Raw genomic sequence first — 18956 nt, 5'->3', positions numbered from 1 at the left:
GTCGAGGGGTACACAGGCATCCTTTAAGGCCGTCCGGGAGGCGGGGAAGGAGGTCGGTCGCCATGGCACGAACCGTGCTGCAGCAGGCTGACATAGCCCGGGCGTTGACTCGGATCTCGCACGAGATCCTCGAGTCCAACCGGGGAGCGGACGATCTGGTGATCCTCGGGATCCCGACGCGCGGGGTGATCCTCGCCGATCGCATCGGCGCGTTGATCGCCGGCATCGAGCCGGGCAGCGATCCCGCCGGCATGGTGGGCGCTCTCGACATCACGATGTACCGCGACGACCTGGCGAAGCATCCGACCCGAACCCCGCAGCCCACGCAGGTGCCGCGACAGGGCATCGACGGCAAGACGGTCGTGCTCGTCGACGACGTGCTCTACTCCGGCCGCACCATCCGGGCCGCGCTCGACGCGCTCAGCGACCTCGGCCGCCCGCGCGCCGTGCGGCTCGCGGTGCTGGTCGACCGGGGCCACCGCGACCTGCCGATCCGCGCCGACTTCGTGGGCAAGAACCTGCCGACCTCCCGCTCCGAGCGCATCAACGTGCGCCTCGCCGGGCTCGACGCCACCGAAGAGGTGACGATCGAAGGATGAGACACCTCCTCTCCACCAAAGACCTCAGCCGCGACGAGGCCGTCCGCATCCTCGACATCGCCGAGGACATGGCCGACGTGCAGAACCGCGAGGTCAAGAAGCTGCCGACGCTCCGCGGCAAGACGGTCGTCAACCTCTTCTTCGAGGACTCCACCCGCACCCGCATCTCGTTCGAGGCCGCTGCCAAGCGGCTCTCGGCCGACGTGATCAACTTCTCGGCCAAGGGCTCGAGCGTCTCCAAGGGCGAGAGCCTGAAGGACACCGCGCAGACCCTCGCCGCGATGGGTGCCGACGGTGTCGTCATCCGCCACCACGCCTCGGGAGCGCCCCAGGTGCTCGCGCAGAGCGACTGGATCGACGCGGGCGTCGTGAACGCGGGCGACGGAACGCACGAGCATCCGACCCAGGCCCTGCTCGACGCGTTCACCATGCGCCGCCGGCTGCACGGCCACGCGAGCCGCGGCAGGGCGCTCGACGGAGTTCGCGTCGTCATCGTCGGCGACATCCTGCACTCCCGCGTCGCGCGGTCGAACCTGTGGCTGCTCGAGACCCTCGGGGCCGAGCTGACCTTCGTGGCCCCGGCCACGCTCGTGCCCGTCGGCGCCGAGAGCTGGCCCGCCGCGGTGGGCTTCGATCTCGACGCCACGCTCGCCGCCGTGCGGCCCGACGTGCTGATGATGCTACGCATCCAGAGCGAACGGATGAACGCCGCCTACTTCCCCAACGCCCGCGAGTACGCACGGCAGTGGGGCCTCGACGACGAGCGGATGGGGGCCTTGCGCCCGGATACGATTGTGATGCACCCCGGACCGATGAACCGCGGCCTCGAGATCTCGTCGGGTGCGGCCGATTCCCCGCAGTCGACCGTGCTCGAGCAGGTCGCGAACGGGGTGTCCATCCGGATGGCAGTGCTCTACCTGCTGCTCTCCGGCGAGCGCGGCGAGCGAGAGGCCCTGAGTTGAGCGAGCAGAGCTACCTGCTGAAGGGCGCGACCCTGCCGAGCGGCGCCGGCGCCGACATCCTGATCGAGGCCGGCCGCATCGTGTCGACCACGACCGGCGCGGTCGCTGCGGGCGCCACGGTCGTCGACGCCGCGGGCCTCGTGGCCCTGCCCGGCCTCGTCGACCTGCACACCCACCTCCGCGAGCCCGGCTTCGAGCAGAGCGAGACGGTGCTCACCGGCACTCGCGCCGCCGCGGCCGGCGGCTTCACCGCCGTCTTCGCCATGGCCAACACGCTGCCCGTCTCCGACACCGCGGGCGTCGTCGAGCAGGTGCAGGCCCTCGGCCGCGCCGCCGGCTACGCGACCGTGCGCCCGATCGGCGCCGTCACGGTGGGCCTCGGCGGCGAGCGCCTCAGCGAGATCGGAGCGATGGCCCAGTCGCGCGCCGGCGTGCGGGTCTTCTCCGACGACGGGAAGTGCGTGCACGACTCGCTGCTGATGCGCCGCGCGCTCGAGTACGTCAAGACCTTCGACGGCGTGATCGCCCAGCACGCGCAAGACCCGCGGCTGACCGAGAACGCCCAGATGAACGAGGGCTCCCTGAGCAGCGAGCTGGGCCTCAAGGGCTGGCCCGCCGTCGCCGAGGAGTCCATCATCGCCCGCGACGTGCTGCTCGCCGAGCACGTCGGCGCCCGCCTGCACATCTGCCATCTCTCCACTGCCGGCTCGGTCGACGTGATCCGGTGGGCGAAAGCCCGGGGCATCCAGGTCACCGCCGAGGCGACACCGCACCACCTCCTCCTCACCGAGGAGCTCATCCGCAGCTACGACGCCCGCTACAAGGTGAACCCGCCGCTCCGCCGTGACGAGGACGTGCAGGCGCTCCGCGAGGCGGTCGCCGACGGCACGATCGACATCATCGCCACCGACCACGCCCCGCACCCGCGCGAGGCGAAGGAGTGCGAGTGGGATGCGGCGGCCTTCGGCATGGTCGGCCTCGAGTCGGCCCTGCCCGTGGTGCAGACCGCGCTCGTCGACACCGGGCTGCTCGACTGGGCCGGCGTCGCCCGGGTGCTCTCCCAGGCCCCCGCCGCCATCGGTCGTCTGGAGAGGCACTCCCACGCCTTCGAGGACGGCGCGCCCGCGAACGTCACGCTCGTCGACCCGACCGCCTCGAGCGTGTTCGACCTCGAGCGCCTGCACGGCCGCAGCCAGAACTCGCCCTACCTCGGCGCCACCCTCTCGGGCAGCGTGCGCTGGACCTTCCACGAGGGCTTCGCCACCCTTCGCGACGGTGTGCTGGCTCCCGTGGGCGAAGCGGCCGATGCGGCCGATGCGGCGGTGCGCTGATGGAGCGGCTCGTCCCCGGGGTGCTCGTCACCCTGTTCGCCGCGCTCGTGCTCGGCGCCATGGTCTGGGCCTGGCGGGCGAGGCGCCACCGCCAGTCGGCGTTCGGCCGGGCGACGGATGCTCCGGCCGAGGCCGCGCGCGGCCGGGAGCTCGCCCGGGCATCCGTTCTCTACGTCGCCACCACCGCGGCGGGCGACCCGCTGAACCGGCTGACCATCCCGGGCCTCGCCTTCCGCGGCCGCGGTGTGCTCACCGTGCGGGAGACCGGCCTGTCGCTGGTCATCCCCGGCGAACCCGAGACCTTCATCGTCCGCGAGCGCCTGCGCTCGGTGGGCACCTCCACCTGGACCATCGACCGTGTCGTCGAGCCCGGCGGGCTCGTGCGCATCGACTGGACCTACGACTCCACCACCGGCCCGGCCGAGGTCGAGAGCTACGTCCGCGCCACCGATCTCGGTGACGCGGGCCGGCTGATCGACGCCGCCGGCGCCATCATCCCGAACAACACCCCTCAGGGAGGAACCTCGTCGTGATCACAACCGAACCCGCCGTGCTCGTGCTGGAAGACGGTCGGCGCTTCGAGGGCCGAGCCTACGGAGCCCGCGGGCGCACCCTCGGCGAGGCCGTCTTCGCCACCGGCATGACCGGCTACCAGGAGACGCTGACCGACCCCTCCTACGCCGGCCAGATCGTCATGCAGACCGCGCCGCACATCGGCAACACGGGCGTCAACGACACCGACAAGGAGTCGGCGAAGATCTGGGTCGCTGGCTACGTCGTGCGCGACCCCTCCCGCGTCGTGTCGAACTTCCGTGCCCAGCGCAGCCTCGACGACGACCTCGAGACCGACGGGGTGGTGGGCATCTCGGGCATCGACACCCGTGCGGTCACCCGCCACATCCGCAGCGCCGGCGCCATGCGCGCGGGCATCTTCTCGGGCGCGGAGTACGAGCTCTCCGCCACCGAGCAGCTCGGCGCCGTGCGCGCCGGTGCCGAGATGGCCGGCCAGAAGCTGTCGAGCGTCGTGTCGACCCGCGAGCGCTACCAGGTGCCCGCCGTCGGCGAGCGCGTCGGCTCGGTCGCGGTGCTCGACCTGGGCGTCAAGACCTCCACGCTGAACTACCTCGCCGAGCGCGGGCTCGACGTCGAGGTGCTGCCCGAGTCGGTCACGGTCGACGAGGTGCTCGAGCTCGCTCCGGATGCCCTCTTCTACAGCAACGGCCCGGGCGACCCCGAGGCCTCCGAGAGCCATGTCGAGCTGCTGCGCGAGGTGCTGAAGAGCGGCGTGCCCTACTTCGGCATCTGCTTCGGCAACCAGCTGCTCGGACGGGCGCTCGGCTTCGGCACCTACAAGCTGCCCTTCGGGCACCGCGGCATCAACCAGCCCGTGCTCGACAAGCTCACCGGCCGGGTCGAGATCACCAGCCAGAACCACGGCTTCGCCGTCGACGCGCCCCGCGAGGGCGTCGTCGACTCGCCCGCCGGCTTCGGACGGGTCGAGGTGAGCCACGTCAGCCTGAACGACGACGTGGTCGAGGGCATCCGCTGCCTCGACATCGACGCCTTCTCGGTGCAGTACCACCCCGAGGCCGCCGCCGGCCCGCACGACTCCATGTACCTGTTCGACCGCTTCCGCGAGATGGTGCTCGCGCGACGCGAGTCGCCCGACGGCCAGCTTCCCACCGCTTCCTCCGAAGGAGACCACGAGTAATGCCACGCAGAGACGACATCCAGAGCGTTCTGGTCATCGGCTCCGGCCCGATCGTCATCGGTCAGGCCGTCGAGTTCGACTACTCGGGAACGCAGGCCTGCCGCGTGCTCCGCGAGGAGGGCGTGCGCGTCATCCTGGTGAACTCGAACCCGGCCACGATCATGACCGACCCCGACTTCGCCGACGCCACCTACGTCGAGCCGATCACCTGGCAGGTCATCGAGACCATCATCGCCAAGGAGAAGCCGGACGCCATCCTGCCGACCCTCGGCGGCCAGACCGCGCTGAACGCGGCGATCCAGCTGCACGAGCACGGCATCCTCGAGAAGTACGACGTCGAGCTGATCGGCGCCAACTTCGAGGCAATCAACAAGGGCGAAGACCGGCAGATCTTCAAGCAGCTCGTGATCGACGCGGGCGCGGAGGTGGCGCGCTCCTACATCGCGCACACCGTCGAGGAGGCCGTCGGCTACGCCGAAGACCTCGGCTACCCGCTGGTCGTCCGCCCCTCCTTCACGATGGGCGGGCTCGGCTCGGGCTTCGCCTACACCGAGGAGGAGCTGCGCCGGATCGTCGGCGACGGCCTGCACCAGAGCCCGACCACCGAGGTGCTCCTGGAGGAGTCCATCCTCGGCTGGAAGGAGTACGAGCTCGAGCTCATGCGCGACACCGCCGACAACACGGTCGTCGTCTGCTCCATCGAGAACGTCGATCCCGTCGGCGTGCACACGGGCGACTCGATCACGGTGGCGCCCGCGCTCACCCTGACCGACCGCGAGTACCAGAAGATGCGCGACATCGGCATCGACATCATCCGCGCCGTCGGCGTCGACACCGGCGGCTGCAACATCCAGTTCGCCGTCGACCCGGCCAACGGCCGCATCATCGTGATCGAGATGAACCCGCGGGTGTCCCGCTCCAGCGCGCTGGCGTCGAAGGCCACCGGCTTCCCGATCGCCAAGATCGCCGCGAAGCTCGCGATCGGCTACCGGCTCGACGAGATCCCGAACGACATCACCAAGGTGACCCCCGCCTCCTTCGAGCCCACGCTCGACTACGTGGTCGTCAAGGTGCCGCGTTTCGCGTTCGAGAAGTTCCCGGCGGCCGACCCCACCCTCACCACCACCATGAAGTCGGTGGGCGAGGCCATGGCCATCGGCCGCAACTTCACCCAGGCGCTGCAGAAGTCGCTGCGCTCGCTCGAGAAGCGCGGCTCGTCGTTCCACTGGGACGGGGAGCCCGGCGACAAGGACGAGCTGCTGGCGATCGCCGCCGTGCCGACCGACGGCCGCATCGTCACGGTGCAGCAGGCCCTCCGTGCGGGGGCCAGCATCGAGGAGGCCTTCGAGGCCACCAAGATCGACCCCTGGTTCCTCGACCAGATCGTGCTGATCAACGAGGTCGCCGAGGCGATCAGCGCCTCCGAGAACGCCGACCACGCCATGTTCACCCTCGCCAAGGAGCACGGCTTCTCGGATGCCCAGATCGCGTCGCTCCGCGGCTTCGGCGAGAAGGACGTGCGCGAGGTGCGCCACATCCTCGGCATCCGCCCGGTCTACAAGACGGTCGACACCTGCGCCGGGGAGTTCCCGGCGCTCACGCCGTACCACTACTCCAGCTACGACCTCGAGACCGAGGTGGAGCCCTCGGATGCCCGCAAGGTCGTCATCCTGGGCTCCGGCCCGAACCGCATCGGCCAGGGCGTCGAGTTCGACTACTCCTGCGTGCACGCCTCGTTCGCCCTGCACGACGCCGGGTACGAGACGATCATGATCAACTGCAACCCCGAGACGGTCTCGACCGACTACGACACGAGCGACCGGCTCTACTTCGAGCCGCTCACGCTCGAGGACGTGCTCGAGGTCATCCACGCCGAGTCGCAGTCGGGTGAGCTCGTGGGCGTGGTGGTGCAGCTCGGCGGGCAGACCGCCCTCGGCCTCGCCAAGGGGCTGAAGGAGGCCGGCGTGCCGATCCTCGGCACGACCCCCGAGGCCATCGACCTCGCCGAGGAGCGCGGGCTGTTCTCGGGCATCCTCGACCAGGCGGGCCTCCTGGCCCCGAAGAACGGCATCGCGGTCGACTACGAGACGGCCGTCGCCGTGGCCGAGGAGATCGGCTTCCCCGTGCTGGTGCGCCCGAGCTACGTGCTCGGCGGCCGCGGCATGGAGATCGTCTACGACACCCCGTCGCTCGCCGACTACTTCGAGCGGATCGCCGGCCAGGGCATGGTCGGCACGGCCAACCCGCTGCTGGTCGACCGCTTCCTCGACGACGCGATCGAGATCGACGTCGACGCACTCTACGACGGCCACGAGCTCTACATCGGCGGCATCATGGAGCACCTCGAGGAGGCCGGCGTGCACTCCGGCGACTCGAGCTGCTCGCTGCCGCCCGTGACGCTCGGCCGCTCGCAGATCGACGCCGTGCGCGACGCCACCCTCGCCATCGCGCAGGGCATCGGCGTGCAGGGCCTGCTGAACGTCCAGTTCGCGATCGGCGCCGGCATCCTCTACGTGCTCGAGGCCAACCCCCGCGCCTCGCGCACCGTGCCGTTCGTGTCGAAGGCCCTGGGCATCCCGCTCGCGAAGGCCGCGTCGCGCCTCATGGTCGGCGTCACCATCGCCGAGCTGAAGGCGGAGGGAATGCTGCCCGAGCAGGACGGCTCGCGGGTTCCGCTCGACTCGCCCGTCGCCGTCAAGGAGGCCGTGCTGCCGTTCAAACGCTTCCGCACCAAGGAGGGCCTGATCGTCGACTCGGTGCTCGGCCCGGAGATGCGCTCGACCGGTGAGGTCATGGGCATCGACCGCGACTTCCCCCGCGCCTTCGCCAAGAGCCAGGAGGCCGCGTACGGCGGCATGCCGCTGACCGGCACCGTGTTCGTCTCGGTCTCCGACCGCGACAAGCGCGCGATCGTGCTGCCGGTGCTCCGGCTGCAGCAACTCGGCTTCGAGATCCTGGCCACCAGCGGCACGGCCGAGGTGCTGAACCGCAACGGCATCCACGCCGGGATCGTCGGCAAGTACTCCGAGAACGCGGCCCAGAACGCCGCAGACGGCGACGGCGAGCCGGTCGAGACGATCGTCGACCTGATCAACGCGAACAAGGTCGACATCGTCATCAACACGCCCTCCGGCCGCTCGGCCCGCGTCGACGGCTACGAGATCCGAGCCGCCGCCGTCGCGGCCGACAAGCCGCTGTTCACGACCATCGCCCAACTGGGCGCGGCCGTGGCCTCCTTCGACGCGCTGAAGGACGGCTTCGAGGTGACCTCGCTGCAGGAGTACGCCATCGCCAGGAACGCCCGTCGGTGAGCGGCGCTCCCTTCGGCGCCCGCCTCGACGGCGCGTTCGCGGCGCACGGTCACCTGTGCGTCGGCATCGACCCGCACCCCTACCTCCTTCAGGAGTGGGGCCTCGGGCGCGACGCCGCGGGCGTGCGCGACTTCGGCCTGCGGGTCGTCGAGGCGGCCGCGGGCCGGGTCGGCATCGTCAAGCCGCAGGTGGCGTTCTTCGAGTCCTTCGGCTCGGCGGGCTTCGCCGCTCTGGAGGACGTGCTCGCCGCCGCCCGCGCCGTCGGCCTGCTCGTGATCGGCGACGCCAAGCGCGGTGACATCGGCTCCACCAACGACGGCTACGCGGCGGCCTGGCTCACCGCGGGCTCGTCGCTCGAGGTCGACGCACTGACCGTCACCGCGTACACCGGCGTCGGAGCCCTCAGCGGTCTGCTCGACACCGCCGAGGCCGCCGGCAAGGGGGCCTTCGTGCTGAGCGCGACCTCCAACCCCGAGGCGCGCGTGCTGCAGACGGCGACGACGGATGCGGGCGAGAACCCCGGGCGCACGGTCGCGCGACTCGTCGCCGACGAGGTCGCCGCCCGCAACACCGACCGCACCCGCCTCGGCGACCACGGTCTGGTGCTCGGCGCCACCCAGCGCCTCGAGGACTACGGCTTCACCGGCGACGCCGGCCGCACCCTCTCGACCACGCCGGTGCTCGCGCCGGGCTTCGGCTTCCAGGGTGCCTCGTTCGACTCCATCCCCGCCGTCTTCGGGCAGCTCGCGCCGAACGTCGTGGTGAGCGTGTCCCGCTCCGTGCTCGCCCTCGGCTCCGCCAGCCCCGCCGGGGCCGCCGGCCTCGCCGAGGCGATCGAACGCGAGAGCGCCGCTCTCGGAGAGGTGCTGCGATGAACCCGCCCGATGTGGACCGTGTCGCCGCCAGCCGGGCCGCCGTAGCGGCCCGGCGTGCCCGTGCATCCGTCAAGCGAGCCGTCACCGAGCGGCGGCTGAGCGCCGTCGCCGTGCTCGAGACCGCCCTCGGCAGCACTGAGAGCATCGAGGCCGGCATGCGCGTGCGCGACCTGCTGATGGCCATCCCCGGCCTCGGGCCCGTGCGGATCGAACGCGTGATGGACTCGCTCGGCATCGCGGCGTCGAAGCGCCTGTCGGGACTCGGGGTGCACCAGCAGCAGCGGCTCCGGGAGTACCTCGAGCGCCGGGCGCCCAAGGTCGCGGCCACCGGCGACAGCCGCCTGGTCGTGCTGGCCGGGCCGACGGCGGTCGGCAAGGGCACCGTGTCCACGTACATCCGCGAGAACTACCCCGAGGTGCACCTCTCGGTCTCGGCCACCACGCGGGCGCCGCGCCCGGGCGAGGTCGAGGGCGTGAGCTACTACTTCGTCTCCGACGAGGAGTTCGACCGGATGATCGAGGCGGGGGAGTTCCTCGAGTGGGCCGTGGTGCACAACAAGTCGCGCTACGGCACGCCGCGCACCCCGATCGACCGCGCCCTCGCGGCCGGGACGAGCGTGCTGCTCGAGATCGACATCCAGGGCGCCCGCCAGGTGAAGGCAGCCGAGCCGAGCGCCACGCTCGTGTTCCTGCTGCCCCCGACCTGGGACGAACTGGTGCGCCGGCTGATCGGCCGCGGCACCGAGACGGCCGAGGAGCAGGAGCGCAGACTGACCACCGCGAAGGTCGAACTGGCGGCCCAGGACGAGTTCGACTTCCGCGTCGTGAACCGCGATGTGCAGGCCGCGGCGGCGGAGGTCGTAGAATTGATGCAGATTCAGAAGGCGACTGACCTTCCCAGCAAGGAGTGAACACCGTGCCCACCAACAAACTCGGCATCATCGACCCGCCCATCGACGAGCTGCTCTCGAAGGTCGACTCGAAGTACGCCCTGGTGATCTTCGCCTCCAAGCGCGCTCGCCAGATCAACGACTACTACGCCGACCTGCACGAGGGAAGCCTCTTCGACAACGTCGGCCCGCTGGTCGACTCGACCATCGACGACAAGCCGCTCTCGGTCGCCATGCACGAGATCAACGAGGACAAGCTGACGATCCGCCCCGCGGCGCCCATCGAGTAGCACCCCCGTTCGTCCTCCTCTCATCGGAGCGCAATTGAACATCGTCGTCGGGATCACGGGTGGCATCGCGGCCTACAAGGCCGTGAACGTCATCCGTGGTCTCGTTCTGCGTGGGCATGACGTGCACGTGGTCGCCACCGAGCACGCCCTCAAGTTCGTGGGGCGGCCGACGCTCGAGGCGATCTCGCGCAACACGGTCTCGACCGACCTGTACGACGGCGTCGCCCAGGTGCGGCACGTGGCCATCGGCCAGGCCGCCGAGCTCATCGTCATCGCCCCGGCCACCGCGAACACCATCGCGAAGCTCGCCGCCGGGCTCGCCGACGACCTGCTCGGCAACACGGTGCTCGCCAGCCGGGCGCCACTCGTCATCGCGCCCGCGATGCACACCGAGATGTGGCAGAACCCGGCCACCGTCGCGAACGTGGCCACGCTGCGCTCGCGCGGGGTGCACCTCGTGGGGCCCGTCAGCGGGCAGCTCACCGGTGCCGACTCCGGGGTCGGGCGGATGGCGGAGCCCGACGAGATCGTGGCCGCGGCGCTCGAGATCGCGGCGGGGGCTGCCACGACGAAGGGGCCCGACCGTCCCGGCACGGGTGACGGCTCGGCGCGCATCCGGGACCTGGAGGGCCGGCGGGTTCTCGTGACGGCGGGAGGCACCCGCGAGCCCCTCGACCCCGTGCGCTACATCGGCAACCGCTCGAGCGGCAAGCAGGGCGTGGCCATCGCCTCCGCCGCCCGCGACCGCGGCGCGCACGTGACGCTGATCGCCGCGCACGTCGAGGTGGGGCTGCCCGAGGGCGTCGACGTCGTGCGCGTCGAGACCGCCGCCGAGCTGCTGGCGGCCACGACCGTGGCGGCGCCCGAGAACGACCTCACCGTGATGGCGGCGGCCGTGAGCGACTACCGTCCCGTCTCGGTCAGCGACTCCAAGATCAAGAAGACCGCCACCGGCGAGCGGCTGACGCTCGAGCTGGTGCAGAACCCCGACATCCTCGCGACGATCTCGGCCGGCCCCCGCGACGGGCGTCTCGTGGTCGGCTTCGCCGCCGAGACCGCCGACACGCGCGAGGAACTGCTCGCGCTCGGCCGCGCGAAGATCGCCCGCAAGGGCTGCGACTTCCTCGTGGTGAACGGCGTCGGCTGGAGCACGGGCTTCGCCACGGAGAGCAACACGGTCCTGGTGCTGGATGCCGCCGGGGCTATAGTCGTCGAGGCATCCGGCAGCAAGACGTCGGTGGCTGATGACATCCTCGGTGTGTTCGCCGCCGCCCTATCAGGAGCACCATGACCTCCCTTCGCCTCTTCACGTCCGAATCCGTCACCGAGGGCCACCCCGACAAGATCTGCGACCAGGTCTCCGACACCATCCTCGACGCGCTGCTCACCGAAGACCCGCACTCGCGCGTCGCGGTCGAGACGCTCGTCACCACCGGGCTCGTGCACGTGGCGGGCGAGGTCACGACGAGCGGCTACGTCGAGATCCCGGCACTCGTGCGCGAGAAGATCTCCTCGATCGGCTACACCTCGAGCGACGTCTGGTTCGACGGGCGCTCCTGCGGCGTGTCGGTGTCCATCGGCGGGCAGTCGCCCGACATCGCCCAGGGCGTCGACAATGCCTTCGAGACTCGCGAGGGCTCCTCCACCGACGAGGCCGACCGGCAGGGCGCGGGCGACCAGGGCATCATGTTCGGCTACGCCACCACCGAGACGCCGCAGCTCATGCCGCTGCCGATCTGGCTGGCGCACCGGCTCTCGGCCCGGCTCGCGGCCGTGCGCAAGGAGGGCGTGCTCGACTACCTCCGGCCCGACGGCAAGACCCAGGTCACGGTCGGCTACGACGGCGTCGTGCCGAAGACCGTCGACACGGTGGTGCTGTCCACCCAGCACGCGCCGTCGGTGGGGCTCGACGAGCTGCGCCGCGAGGTCGAGGAGACGGTCATCCGCCCCGTGCTGCTGCAGGCCGAGGCCGACGGGGTGTCGCTGTCCTCCCGCGAGGCGCGCATCCTGATCAACCCGACCGGTCGCTTCGAGATCGGCGGGCCGCAGGGCGACGCCGGGCTGACCGGCCGCAAGATCATCGTCGACACCTACGGCGGGGCCGCGCGCCACGGTGGCGGTGCCTTCAGCGGAAAAGACCCGTCGAAGGTCGACCGCTCGGCCGCCTACGCCATGCGCTGGGTTGCGAAGAACGCCGTGGCCGCCGGGCTCGCGTCGCGGCTCGAGGTGCAGATCGCGTACGCCATCGGCAAGTCGGCCCCGGTCGGCTTCTACGTCGAGACCTTCGGCACGGGCGTGGTGAGCGACGAGGTCATCACCTCGGCACTTCGGGACGTGTTCGACCTGCGGCCGGCGGCGATCATCCGCGACCTCGACCTGCTGCGCCCCATCTACGCCCAGACGGCCGCCTACGGGCACTTCGGCCGCGAGCTCCCCGACTTCACCTGGGAGCGCCTCGACCGGGTCGACGAGATCCGGTCCGCCGCGGGGCTCTGACCGTGGTGGGTGCCGCTCGGCCCGGCGCCCCGGCGACGGCGCCCGCGGGGGCCGGTGCGGAGGCCGATGCCGCTGTGCTCCCCGTCGCGGCGCCCGAGAGCGAAGTCGAGACGTCAGGCGTCGTCGCTCGGGTGATGCTCGAGTCGCCGCTGCCGCAGCTCGACCGGCTGTTCGACTACCTCGTGCCGGTGGCGCTGGTTCCGGATGCCCGTCCGGGCGTGCGGGTCAAGGTGCCCCTGCGCTCCGCCGGCCGCACGGCGCGGGGCTACATCGTCGAACTCACGCCCCACGTGCCCGGCGAGCGCGCCCTGAGCGAGCTCGACGAGGTCGTGTCGCCGCTGCCCGTGCTGACCCCGGAGGTGTGGGCGCTCGCGCGGCGCCTCGCCGACCGCGCGGCCGGCAGCGCCTGCGACATCGTGCGCCTCGCCATCCCGCCGCGCTTCGTGCGGGTGGAGAAGGCGTTCCTGGCGCGGCAGGCCGCGGCAGATTCCACCGCTCGAGCAGCGGCGGTGACGCCGACGGCATTCGCGCTGACGGGGTACTCGGGCTCCGATGGGATGCACCTCGCCGAGGCCGGAGCGCGCAGTGCCATCGACGCGATCGCCACCGTGACGGCGGTGCGCGCATCCGGAGACCAGCAGCACACGCAGGGGCAGGATGCCGCAGGGCAGCAGAGCGTCGGGCAGCACACGGTCGGGCAGCACACGGTCGGGCACTGGGCGCTGACCATCGCCGAGCTCGCCACCGCCGTGCACCGTGGCGGGGAGTCGGTCATCGTCGCCGTGCCCGACTACCGCGACCAGCTCGCCGTCGAGCAGGCCCTCGAGAACCTCGGCGCGGGCGACGCGATCGTGCGGCTCGACGCGCGGCAGGCGCGCAACGAGCGCTACGCCAACTTCCTCACGGCACTCGACGGCGACCCCCACATCGTGGTGGGCAACCGCTCGAGCATCTACGCGCCGGTGTCGCACCTCGGCCAGATCATCGTCTGGGACGAGGGCGACTCCCTGCAGTCCGAGCCCCTCGCGCCCTACGTGCACCTCCGCGATGCCGCCCTCGTGCGCCAGGAGCAGTCGGGCTGCCGCCTCGCCTTCGTCTCGCACTCGCGCAGCACCGACATCGAGCGGCTCGTCGAGCTCGGCTTCCTGCACCCGGTCTTCCCGGCCCCGCGCTACCTGCCCCGCGTGCTGCCGACCGCCGAGCAGGACGACGCGGATGCTCCGCAGAACGCCGCCCGCATCCCCACCGCCGCGTGGCAGGCCGCCCGCCGCGCCCTCGAGCAGGGCCCCGTGCTCGTGCAGGTCGCCCGCCCGGGCTACGCACCGGTGCTCGCCTGTCAGAGCTGCGGGCATCCGGCCGCCTGCACCGTCTGCGGCGGACCGTTGCACGTGCACCGGGCGGGGGAGCGGCCCTCCTGCACCCTCTGCGGGGCGATCGCGGCGAACTGGTCGTGCTCGCACTGCCACGGCACCACCTTCCGCTTCGCCTCGATCGGCGCGGGCCGCACCGCCGACGAGCTCGGCCGGGCGTTCCCGGGCACCCGGGTGATCGTCAGCGACGGCGAGCGCACGGTGCTGACGGTCGACGACAAGCCGGCGCTCGTCGTCGCCACCCGCGGCGCCGAACCGGTCGCCGAGGGCGGCTACCGCGCCGTGCTGCTGCTCGACGGCCCGCGGATGCTCGCCCGGGAGTCCCTGCGCGTGGCCGAGGACTGCCTGCGGTGGTGGTCGAACGCGATCGCGCTGTCGGCTCCCCGCGCCCCGAACGTGCTCGTGGGTGTCGGCGGCGATCTCGCGAAGGCCCTCGTGACCTGGCAGCAGGAGATGGTGGCGTCGGCCGAGCTGGCCGACCGGCGCGCGCTGCGCTTCCCGCCGGCCGTGCGGCTGGCGACCGTGACGGGGGCCGCCGACACCGTCGCGAACGCCCTCACCGAGCTGGAGCGGCTCGTCACCGAGGCCGAATGGGCGAAGATGGATACCCTGGGCCCGGTGCCCACGGGTGACGGCATGGTGCGAGCCATCGTGCGCTTCGACTACGCGGTCGGCGCCTCGGTCGCCCGGCACCTGCGGGCGCTCGTGGTGAAGAACGCCACCACCCGTCGCTCGAAGACGGGCAGCGGCCCGGGCTTCCGGCCGCCGCCCACCTTGCGGGTTCGACTCGACGATTCGGAGATCATGGAATGAGACTCGTCTTCGCGGGCACCCCCGCCGTGGCCGTGCCCGCCCTGAAGGCTCTGGCCGCGCGGCACGAGGTGGCCGCCGTCGTCACCCGGAGGGACGCACCGCTTGGGCGGAAGCGCGTGCTCACGCCGTCCCCGGTCGCCGCGGCCGCCGACGAGCTCGGCATCGAGGTCGTCAAGGCGAACCGGCTCGACGACGAGGCGACCGCCCGCATCGCCGCGGTCGGCGCCGAGCTCGGCGTCATCGTCGCCTACGGCGGGCTCGTGCGCGAGCCGCTGCTCAGCACGCCCGCCCGCGGCTGGATCAACCTGCACTTCTCGCTGCTGCCGCGCTGGCGCGGGGCGGCGCCCGTGCAGTGGAGCATCATCGCGGGCGACACCGTCTCGGGCGCGACCGTGTTCCAGCTGGTGCCCGGGCTCGACGCCGGGCCGGTCTTCACGATGCGCTCGACCCCGGTCGCCGCGCACGAGACCTCGGGCTCCCTCCTGGCCCGGCTCGCCGACTCGGGCGCCGCGCAGCTGGTCGACACCGTCGACGGCATCGCCGACGGCAGCCTCACCGCGGCCCCGCAGACGGGCGAGGTCACCCTGGCCCCCAAGCTCGGCCTCGAGGATGCGCGGCTCGACTTCACCCGCGACCTCGACACGGTCTACGCCCGGCTGCGCGGCGTGACGCCCGAGCCCGGCGCCTGGTTCGACCTCGACGGGCTGCGCGTGAAGGTGCTGGAGGCGTCGCCGGCGCGCGACCGCCCGCGCCTCGACCCCGGCGCCCTCGACGGATCCGGGCTCACCCTGCACGTGGGCACCGCGACGGCGCCCCTGGAACTCCTGACGGTGCAGCCGGCGGGCAAGAAGCCCATGGCGGCCGCCGACTGGTGGCGCGGATCGGGCGCGGAAGGACTGGTGGCACGATGAGCGACGAGCGACGACGGGGCGGCGGCACGGGCAGCGGCGGCTCCGGGCAGGGCGGGTCCGGACAAAGCGGGTCCGGCGGATCGGGCGGCTCGGGGCGGCGGGGCCACGACGGCCGGCGCACGGGCGGCGGCGGGGGCGGGCAGCAGCGCGGCCCCGAGCGGCGGAAGCCGGCGACACCGGCGCCGTCGAGGCCCGGCGCGGTGCAGCCGGCGCGGCGGGTGGCGCTCGACGTGATCGCCGCCGTGCGCGCCGACGACGCCTACGCGAACCTCCTCCTCCCCGTGCGGATCGCCGACGCCCGCCTGTCGCCCGCCGACGCCGGCCTCGCGACCGAGCTCACCTACGGCACCCTCCGCCGTCGCGGCTACTACGACCGCGTGATCGAGCTGGCGTCCGGCCGTCCGATCGACGAGATCGACGGCGCCGTGCGCGACGTGCTCGAGCTCGGCGCCCACCAGCTCCTGTCGATGCGGGTCGCCCAGCACGCCGCCGTGAACGAGTCGGTGGAGCTGACCCGCGCGGTCGCCTCCCGCTCGGCGACCGGCTTCGTCAACGGCGTGCTGCGCGGCATCACCCGCACCCCCGCCGAGGAATGGCTCGAGCGGGTGACCGACTCGGCCGAGTCCGACGACGAGCGGCTCGCGCTCACCTCCTCGCACCCCGCCTGGATCGTGCGCGCCTTCCGCCGCGCCCTCGTCGCCGACGGCGTTCCCGAGGCCGAGGTGCCCGCCGAGCTCGACGCGCTGCTCGAGGCCGACAACACCCCGGCTCGGCTGAGCCTCGTCGCCCTTCCGGGGTTGGCCGCCCGCGAGGCGCTCGAGCGCGACGCGACCGCGGCGGCGCCGGGGAGCGACGGATCCGGTGACGCGCCGGGGGAGCATCCGGATGCCCTGGAAGCGGTTCTGGCCGGCGCGAGCGACCCCGCCGACGACGACGGCAGCGGTTTCGACGCGGCTCCCTCCGCCTCGGGCACCGCGGTCGGAGACGGAGAGCGCCGCGTGCCCGCCGCCTTCGAGCCGGCCCCGCTGTCGCCGCTCGGGCTCGTGGCGCCGACCGGCGATCCGGCGTCGATCCCCGCGGTGCGCGCCGGCACCGTGCGGGTGCAGGACGAGGGCTCGCAGCTCGCCGCCCTCGCCCTCACCCGGGCCCGCCCGATCACGGCGGGGGAGCGCTGGCTCGACCTGTGCGCCGGCCCCGGTGGCAAGACCGCCGTGCTCGCCGCCGAGGCCGGGCTCGCCGGCGCGACGGTGATCGCGAACGAGCCGATCGCCGCCCGCGCCGGCCTGGTGCGGCGCGCCGTGGCCGCCCTGCCCGAGCCGCCGGTCGTCTGGGAGCGCGACGGCACCCGGCTGGGTCGCGAGAACGACGAGGGCTTCGACCGCATCCTCGTCGATGCGCCCTGCACCGGTCTCGGAGCGCTCCGCCGTCGGCCCGAGGCGCGCTGGCGCAAGACCCCGGCCGACGTGGCCGAGCTCGTCGCGCTGCAGCAGCAGCTGATCGACGCCGCGGTGGCCGCCCTGAAGCCCGGCGGGCTGCTCGCCTACGTCACCTGCTCGCCGCACGTGGCCGAGACACGCGGACAGGTGCAGGGCGCCCTCCGCCGCTGGCCGGACACGCTCGTGCAGCTGCCCGCCCAGGACGTGCTGCGGGAGATCACCGGCGGCGCCGTCGAGCTCGGCGCCGACGACCCCGCCGTGCAGCTCTGGCCGCACCGCAACACCACCGACGCGATGTTCATCGCCCTGTTCGAGAAGCGCTGACCGCCGAGCGCTCGGCCGCCCACGACCCGGAAGACCCGCAGTGCCGCACCACCCCTACGCCGACATCCTCCCGCTCGACCTGGGCGACGGGCTGCACCTCGAGCTGCGCACCCGGGCCGGGGCGCCGGAGGCGCACGAGCTCACCCTGCGCAACCTCGACCGCCTGCGGGAGTGGGAGCCGTGGGCCCAGCCCGCCCAGAGCCTCACCGCCACCCGCACCTTCACCGACTTCGTGCTGGCGCTGTACGAGCAGGGCAAGACCGTGCCGGCGCTGATCGTGCGGGACGGGCATCCGATCGGAAGCGTCTCGCTGAAGCTCGACCCCGCCACCGCGACCGGCGAGCTCGGCTACTGGATCGACGGCGCCCACGAGGGCCGGGGCGTCGTCACCCGCGCGGCCGCGGCCCTGCGCGACGCCGGTTTCGCGCGCGGGCTCGCCCGGATCGAGATCCGCGCGGCGGCCGGCAACACCCGCAGCCGGGCGGTCGCCGAGCGGCTCGGCTTCCGGCTGGAGGGCGTGCTGCGAGAGGCGCTGCCCGTCGGCGACCGACGGCACGACCTCGCGGTCTACGGGCAGTTGGCCGCCGAGCATCCGACGCCGACCGAACGGGCACCCGGGTAAAGTCGGGTCGTGGCCCTTCGTATCAACCCCAGCATCCTCGCCTCCGACTTCGCCAACCTCGAGAGCGAGCTCGGGCGCATCAAGAATGCCGACCTCGCGCACGTCGACGTGATGGACAACCACTTCGTGCCGAACCTCACCCTCGGCCTGCCGGTCGTCGAGCGCCTGCAGCAGGTCTCGCCGATCCCGCTCGACGTGCACCTGATGATCGACGCCCCCGAGCGCTGGGCCCCGCAGTACGCCGAGCTCGGCGCCTACTCGGTCACCTTCCACGCCGAGGCCGTCGGCCGCGACTCCGACCCGGTCGCCGTCGCCCGGAGCCTCCGCGAGCGCGGCGCCCGTGCCGGCCTCGCCCTCAAGCCCGGCACCGACGCCGAGCCCTTCCTCGAGCTGCTGCCCGAGTTCGACATGGTGCTCGTCATGACGGTCGAGCCCGGCTTCGGCGGCCAGTCCTTCATGCCCGAGACGATGCCGAAGCTCCGCACCCTGTCGCAGGCCGTGCGCGACTCGGGCCTCGACGTCTGGCTGCAGGTCGACGGCGGCATCAACGACGACACCATCGGCATCGCGGCCGAGGCCGGCGCCACGGTCTTCGTCGCAGGCTCCAGCGTGTTCGGCGCCGAGAACGCCGGCGCCCAGGTCGACCACCTGCGCGAGCTCGCGGCCGGTCACGGCCACGGACACCGGTAGCCTTGATCCGTGAAGACTTTCGACGAGCTGTTCCTCGAGCTCTCCGCCAAGGCCACCGAGCGCCCTGAGGGCTCCGGCACCGTGCGCGAGCTCGACGCCGGCGTGCACCAGATCGGCAAGAAGATCGTCGAGGAGGCCGCCGAGGTGTGGATGGCGGCGGAGTACGAGTCCGACGAGAACACGGCCGAGGAGATCTCGCAGCTGCTCTACCACCTGCAGGTGCTGATGCTGGCCAAGGGCCTCAGCCCGGCTGACGTCTACCGACATCTGTAGCCAATTGATTGCTGTCGCAATCCTCGTCGGGCGCGGGACACGCGCCATCCGC

The 18956-nt window shown here is 72.3% G+C and carries 17 protein-coding genes; all 17 read left to right on the top strand.

The annotated features are described in order from the left end of the window. Positions 1–62: 62 nt before the first annotated feature. The 17 genes from pyrR (at position 63) to BJ984_RS13180 (ending at position 18904) form a co-directional block, all read left to right on the top strand. A complete protein-coding gene (gene pyrR, locus BJ984_RS13260) occupies positions 63–599 on the top strand; it encodes a bifunctional pyr operon transcriptional regulator/uracil phosphoribosyltransferase PyrR (RefSeq protein WP_179548421.1) in 537 nt (178 codons plus the stop codon). Further along, the gene (locus tag BJ984_RS13255; RefSeq protein WP_179548420.1) at positions 596–1561 is read left to right on the top strand and encodes an aspartate carbamoyltransferase catalytic subunit; all 966 of its coding nucleotides are present in this window, start codon (positions 596–598) and stop codon (positions 1559–1561) included. Before pyrR ends, BJ984_RS13255 begins: the two co-directional genes overlap by 4 nt. After that, on the top strand, positions 1558–2892 hold the full coding sequence (locus tag BJ984_RS13250; protein ID WP_179548419.1) for a dihydroorotase: 1335 nt from the start codon (positions 1558–1560) through the stop codon (positions 2890–2892). Before BJ984_RS13255 ends, BJ984_RS13250 begins: the two co-directional genes overlap by 4 nt. Next, entirely contained in the window at positions 2892–3425 is a 534-nt protein-coding gene (locus BJ984_RS13245; RefSeq protein ID WP_179548418.1) for a PH-like domain-containing protein, read from the top strand. The genes BJ984_RS13250 and BJ984_RS13245 overlap by 1 nt, the downstream gene beginning before the upstream one ends. Next, entirely contained in the window at positions 3425–4603 is a 1179-nt protein-coding gene (gene carA, locus BJ984_RS13240; RefSeq protein ID WP_179549461.1) for a glutamine-hydrolyzing carbamoyl-phosphate synthase small subunit, read from the top strand. Before BJ984_RS13245 ends, carA begins: the two co-directional genes overlap by 1 nt. Then, positions 4603–7914: a carbamoyl-phosphate synthase large subunit gene (carB, locus tag BJ984_RS13235; protein WP_179548417.1), complete on the top strand. Its 3312-nt coding sequence runs from the start codon at positions 4603–4605 to the stop codon at positions 7912–7914. Before carA ends, carB begins: the two co-directional genes overlap by 1 nt. Continuing rightward, positions 7911–8789, top strand: coding sequence for an orotidine-5'-phosphate decarboxylase (gene pyrF, locus BJ984_RS13230; RefSeq protein ID WP_179548416.1), 879 nt, complete (start codon positions 7911–7913; stop codon positions 8787–8789). The genes carB and pyrF overlap by 4 nt, the downstream gene beginning before the upstream one ends. Further along, positions 8786–9700 (top strand): guanylate kinase, encoded by a 915-nt coding sequence (gmk, locus tag BJ984_RS13225; RefSeq protein WP_179548415.1) that lies wholly within the window; start codon positions 8786–8788, stop codon positions 9698–9700. The genes pyrF and gmk overlap by 4 nt, the downstream gene beginning before the upstream one ends. A 5-nt stretch (positions 9701–9705) precedes the next feature. Further along, positions 9706–9969: a DNA-directed RNA polymerase subunit omega gene (rpoZ, locus tag BJ984_RS13220; RefSeq protein ID WP_173181035.1), complete on the top strand. Its 264-nt coding sequence runs from the start codon at positions 9706–9708 to the stop codon at positions 9967–9969. A 34-nt stretch (positions 9970–10003) separates the two neighbouring features. Then, positions 10004–11260, top strand: a complete 1257-nt coding sequence (gene coaBC / locus BJ984_RS13215; RefSeq protein ID WP_179548414.1) for a bifunctional phosphopantothenoylcysteine decarboxylase/phosphopantothenate--cysteine ligase CoaBC — start codon at positions 10004–10006, stop codon at positions 11258–11260. Beyond that, on the top strand, positions 11257–12465 hold the full coding sequence (metK, locus tag BJ984_RS13210; protein WP_179548413.1) for a methionine adenosyltransferase: 1209 nt from the start codon (positions 11257–11259) through the stop codon (positions 12463–12465). The genes coaBC and metK overlap by 4 nt, the downstream gene beginning before the upstream one ends. 134 nt (positions 12466–12599) lie before the next feature. Beyond that, complete coding sequence (locus BJ984_RS13205; RefSeq protein WP_179549460.1) at positions 12600–14648, top strand: primosomal protein N' family DNA-binding protein; 2049 nt, start codon at positions 12600–12602, stop codon at positions 14646–14648. Then, positions 14645–15559 carry a methionyl-tRNA formyltransferase gene (fmt, locus tag BJ984_RS13200; protein WP_179548412.1) on the top strand — a complete coding sequence of 305 codons (915 nt, stop codon included), beginning with the start codon at positions 14645–14647 and terminating at the stop codon, positions 15557–15559. Before BJ984_RS13205 ends, fmt begins: the two co-directional genes overlap by 4 nt. Continuing rightward, positions 15556–17319, top strand: a complete 1764-nt coding sequence (locus tag BJ984_RS13195; RefSeq protein WP_179548411.1) for an RsmB/NOP family class I SAM-dependent RNA methyltransferase — start codon at positions 15556–15558, stop codon at positions 17317–17319. The genes fmt and BJ984_RS13195 overlap by 4 nt, the downstream gene beginning before the upstream one ends. Positions 17320–17359: 40 nt before the next feature. Further along, on the top strand, positions 17360–17941 hold the full coding sequence (locus BJ984_RS13190) for a GNAT family N-acetyltransferase (protein WP_179548410.1): 582 nt from the start codon (positions 17360–17362) through the stop codon (positions 17939–17941). Positions 17942–17950: 9 nt separating this feature from the next. After that, complete coding sequence (gene rpe / locus BJ984_RS13185) at positions 17951–18631, top strand: ribulose-phosphate 3-epimerase (protein ID WP_179548409.1); 681 nt, start codon at positions 17951–17953, stop codon at positions 18629–18631. 9 nt (positions 18632–18640) lie between these two features. Beyond that, positions 18641–18904: a phosphoribosyl-ATP diphosphatase gene (locus tag BJ984_RS13180; protein ID WP_173181028.1), complete on the top strand. Its 264-nt coding sequence runs from the start codon at positions 18641–18643 to the stop codon at positions 18902–18904. The last annotated feature ends 52 nt before the right edge of the window (positions 18905–18956 follow it).

This window comes from Herbiconiux flava (genome assembly GCF_013409865.1).
Lineage (GTDB): Bacteria > Actinomycetota > Actinomycetes > Actinomycetales > Microbacteriaceae > Herbiconiux > Herbiconiux flava.
Note: the sequence above shows the minus strand (reverse complement) of the source record. Positions and strands in the feature narration are given on the sequence as shown.

Bases quoted from the DNA above. Each gene is read 5' to 3' on its own strand.
- pyrR (WP_179548421.1), top strand. From the start codon at position 63: ATGGCACGAACCGTGCTGCAGCAGGCTGACATAGCCCGGGCGTTGACT.
- BJ984_RS13255 (WP_179548420.1), top strand. From the start codon at position 596: ATGAGACACCTCCTCTCCACCAAAGACCTCAGCCGCGACGAGGCCGTC.
- BJ984_RS13245 (WP_179548418.1), top strand. From the start codon at position 2,892: ATGGAGCGGCTCGTCCCCGGGGTGCTCGTCACCCTGTTCGCCGCGCTC.
- carB (WP_179548417.1), top strand. From the start codon at position 4,603: ATGCCACGCAGAGACGACATCCAGAGCGTTCTGGTCATCGGCTCCGGC.
- gmk (WP_179548415.1), top strand. From the start codon at position 8,786: ATGAACCCGCCCGATGTGGACCGTGTCGCCGCCAGCCGGGCCGCCGTA.
- metK (WP_179548413.1), top strand. From the start codon at position 11,257: ATGACCTCCCTTCGCCTCTTCACGTCCGAATCCGTCACCGAGGGCCAC.
- BJ984_RS13205 (WP_179549460.1), top strand. From the start codon at position 12,600: ATGCTCGAGTCGCCGCTGCCGCAGCTCGACCGGCTGTTCGACTACCTC.
- fmt (WP_179548412.1), top strand. From the start codon at position 14,645: ATGAGACTCGTCTTCGCGGGCACCCCCGCCGTGGCCGTGCCCGCCCTG.
- BJ984_RS13195 (WP_179548411.1), top strand. From the start codon at position 15,556: ATGAGCGACGAGCGACGACGGGGCGGCGGCACGGGCAGCGGCGGCTCC.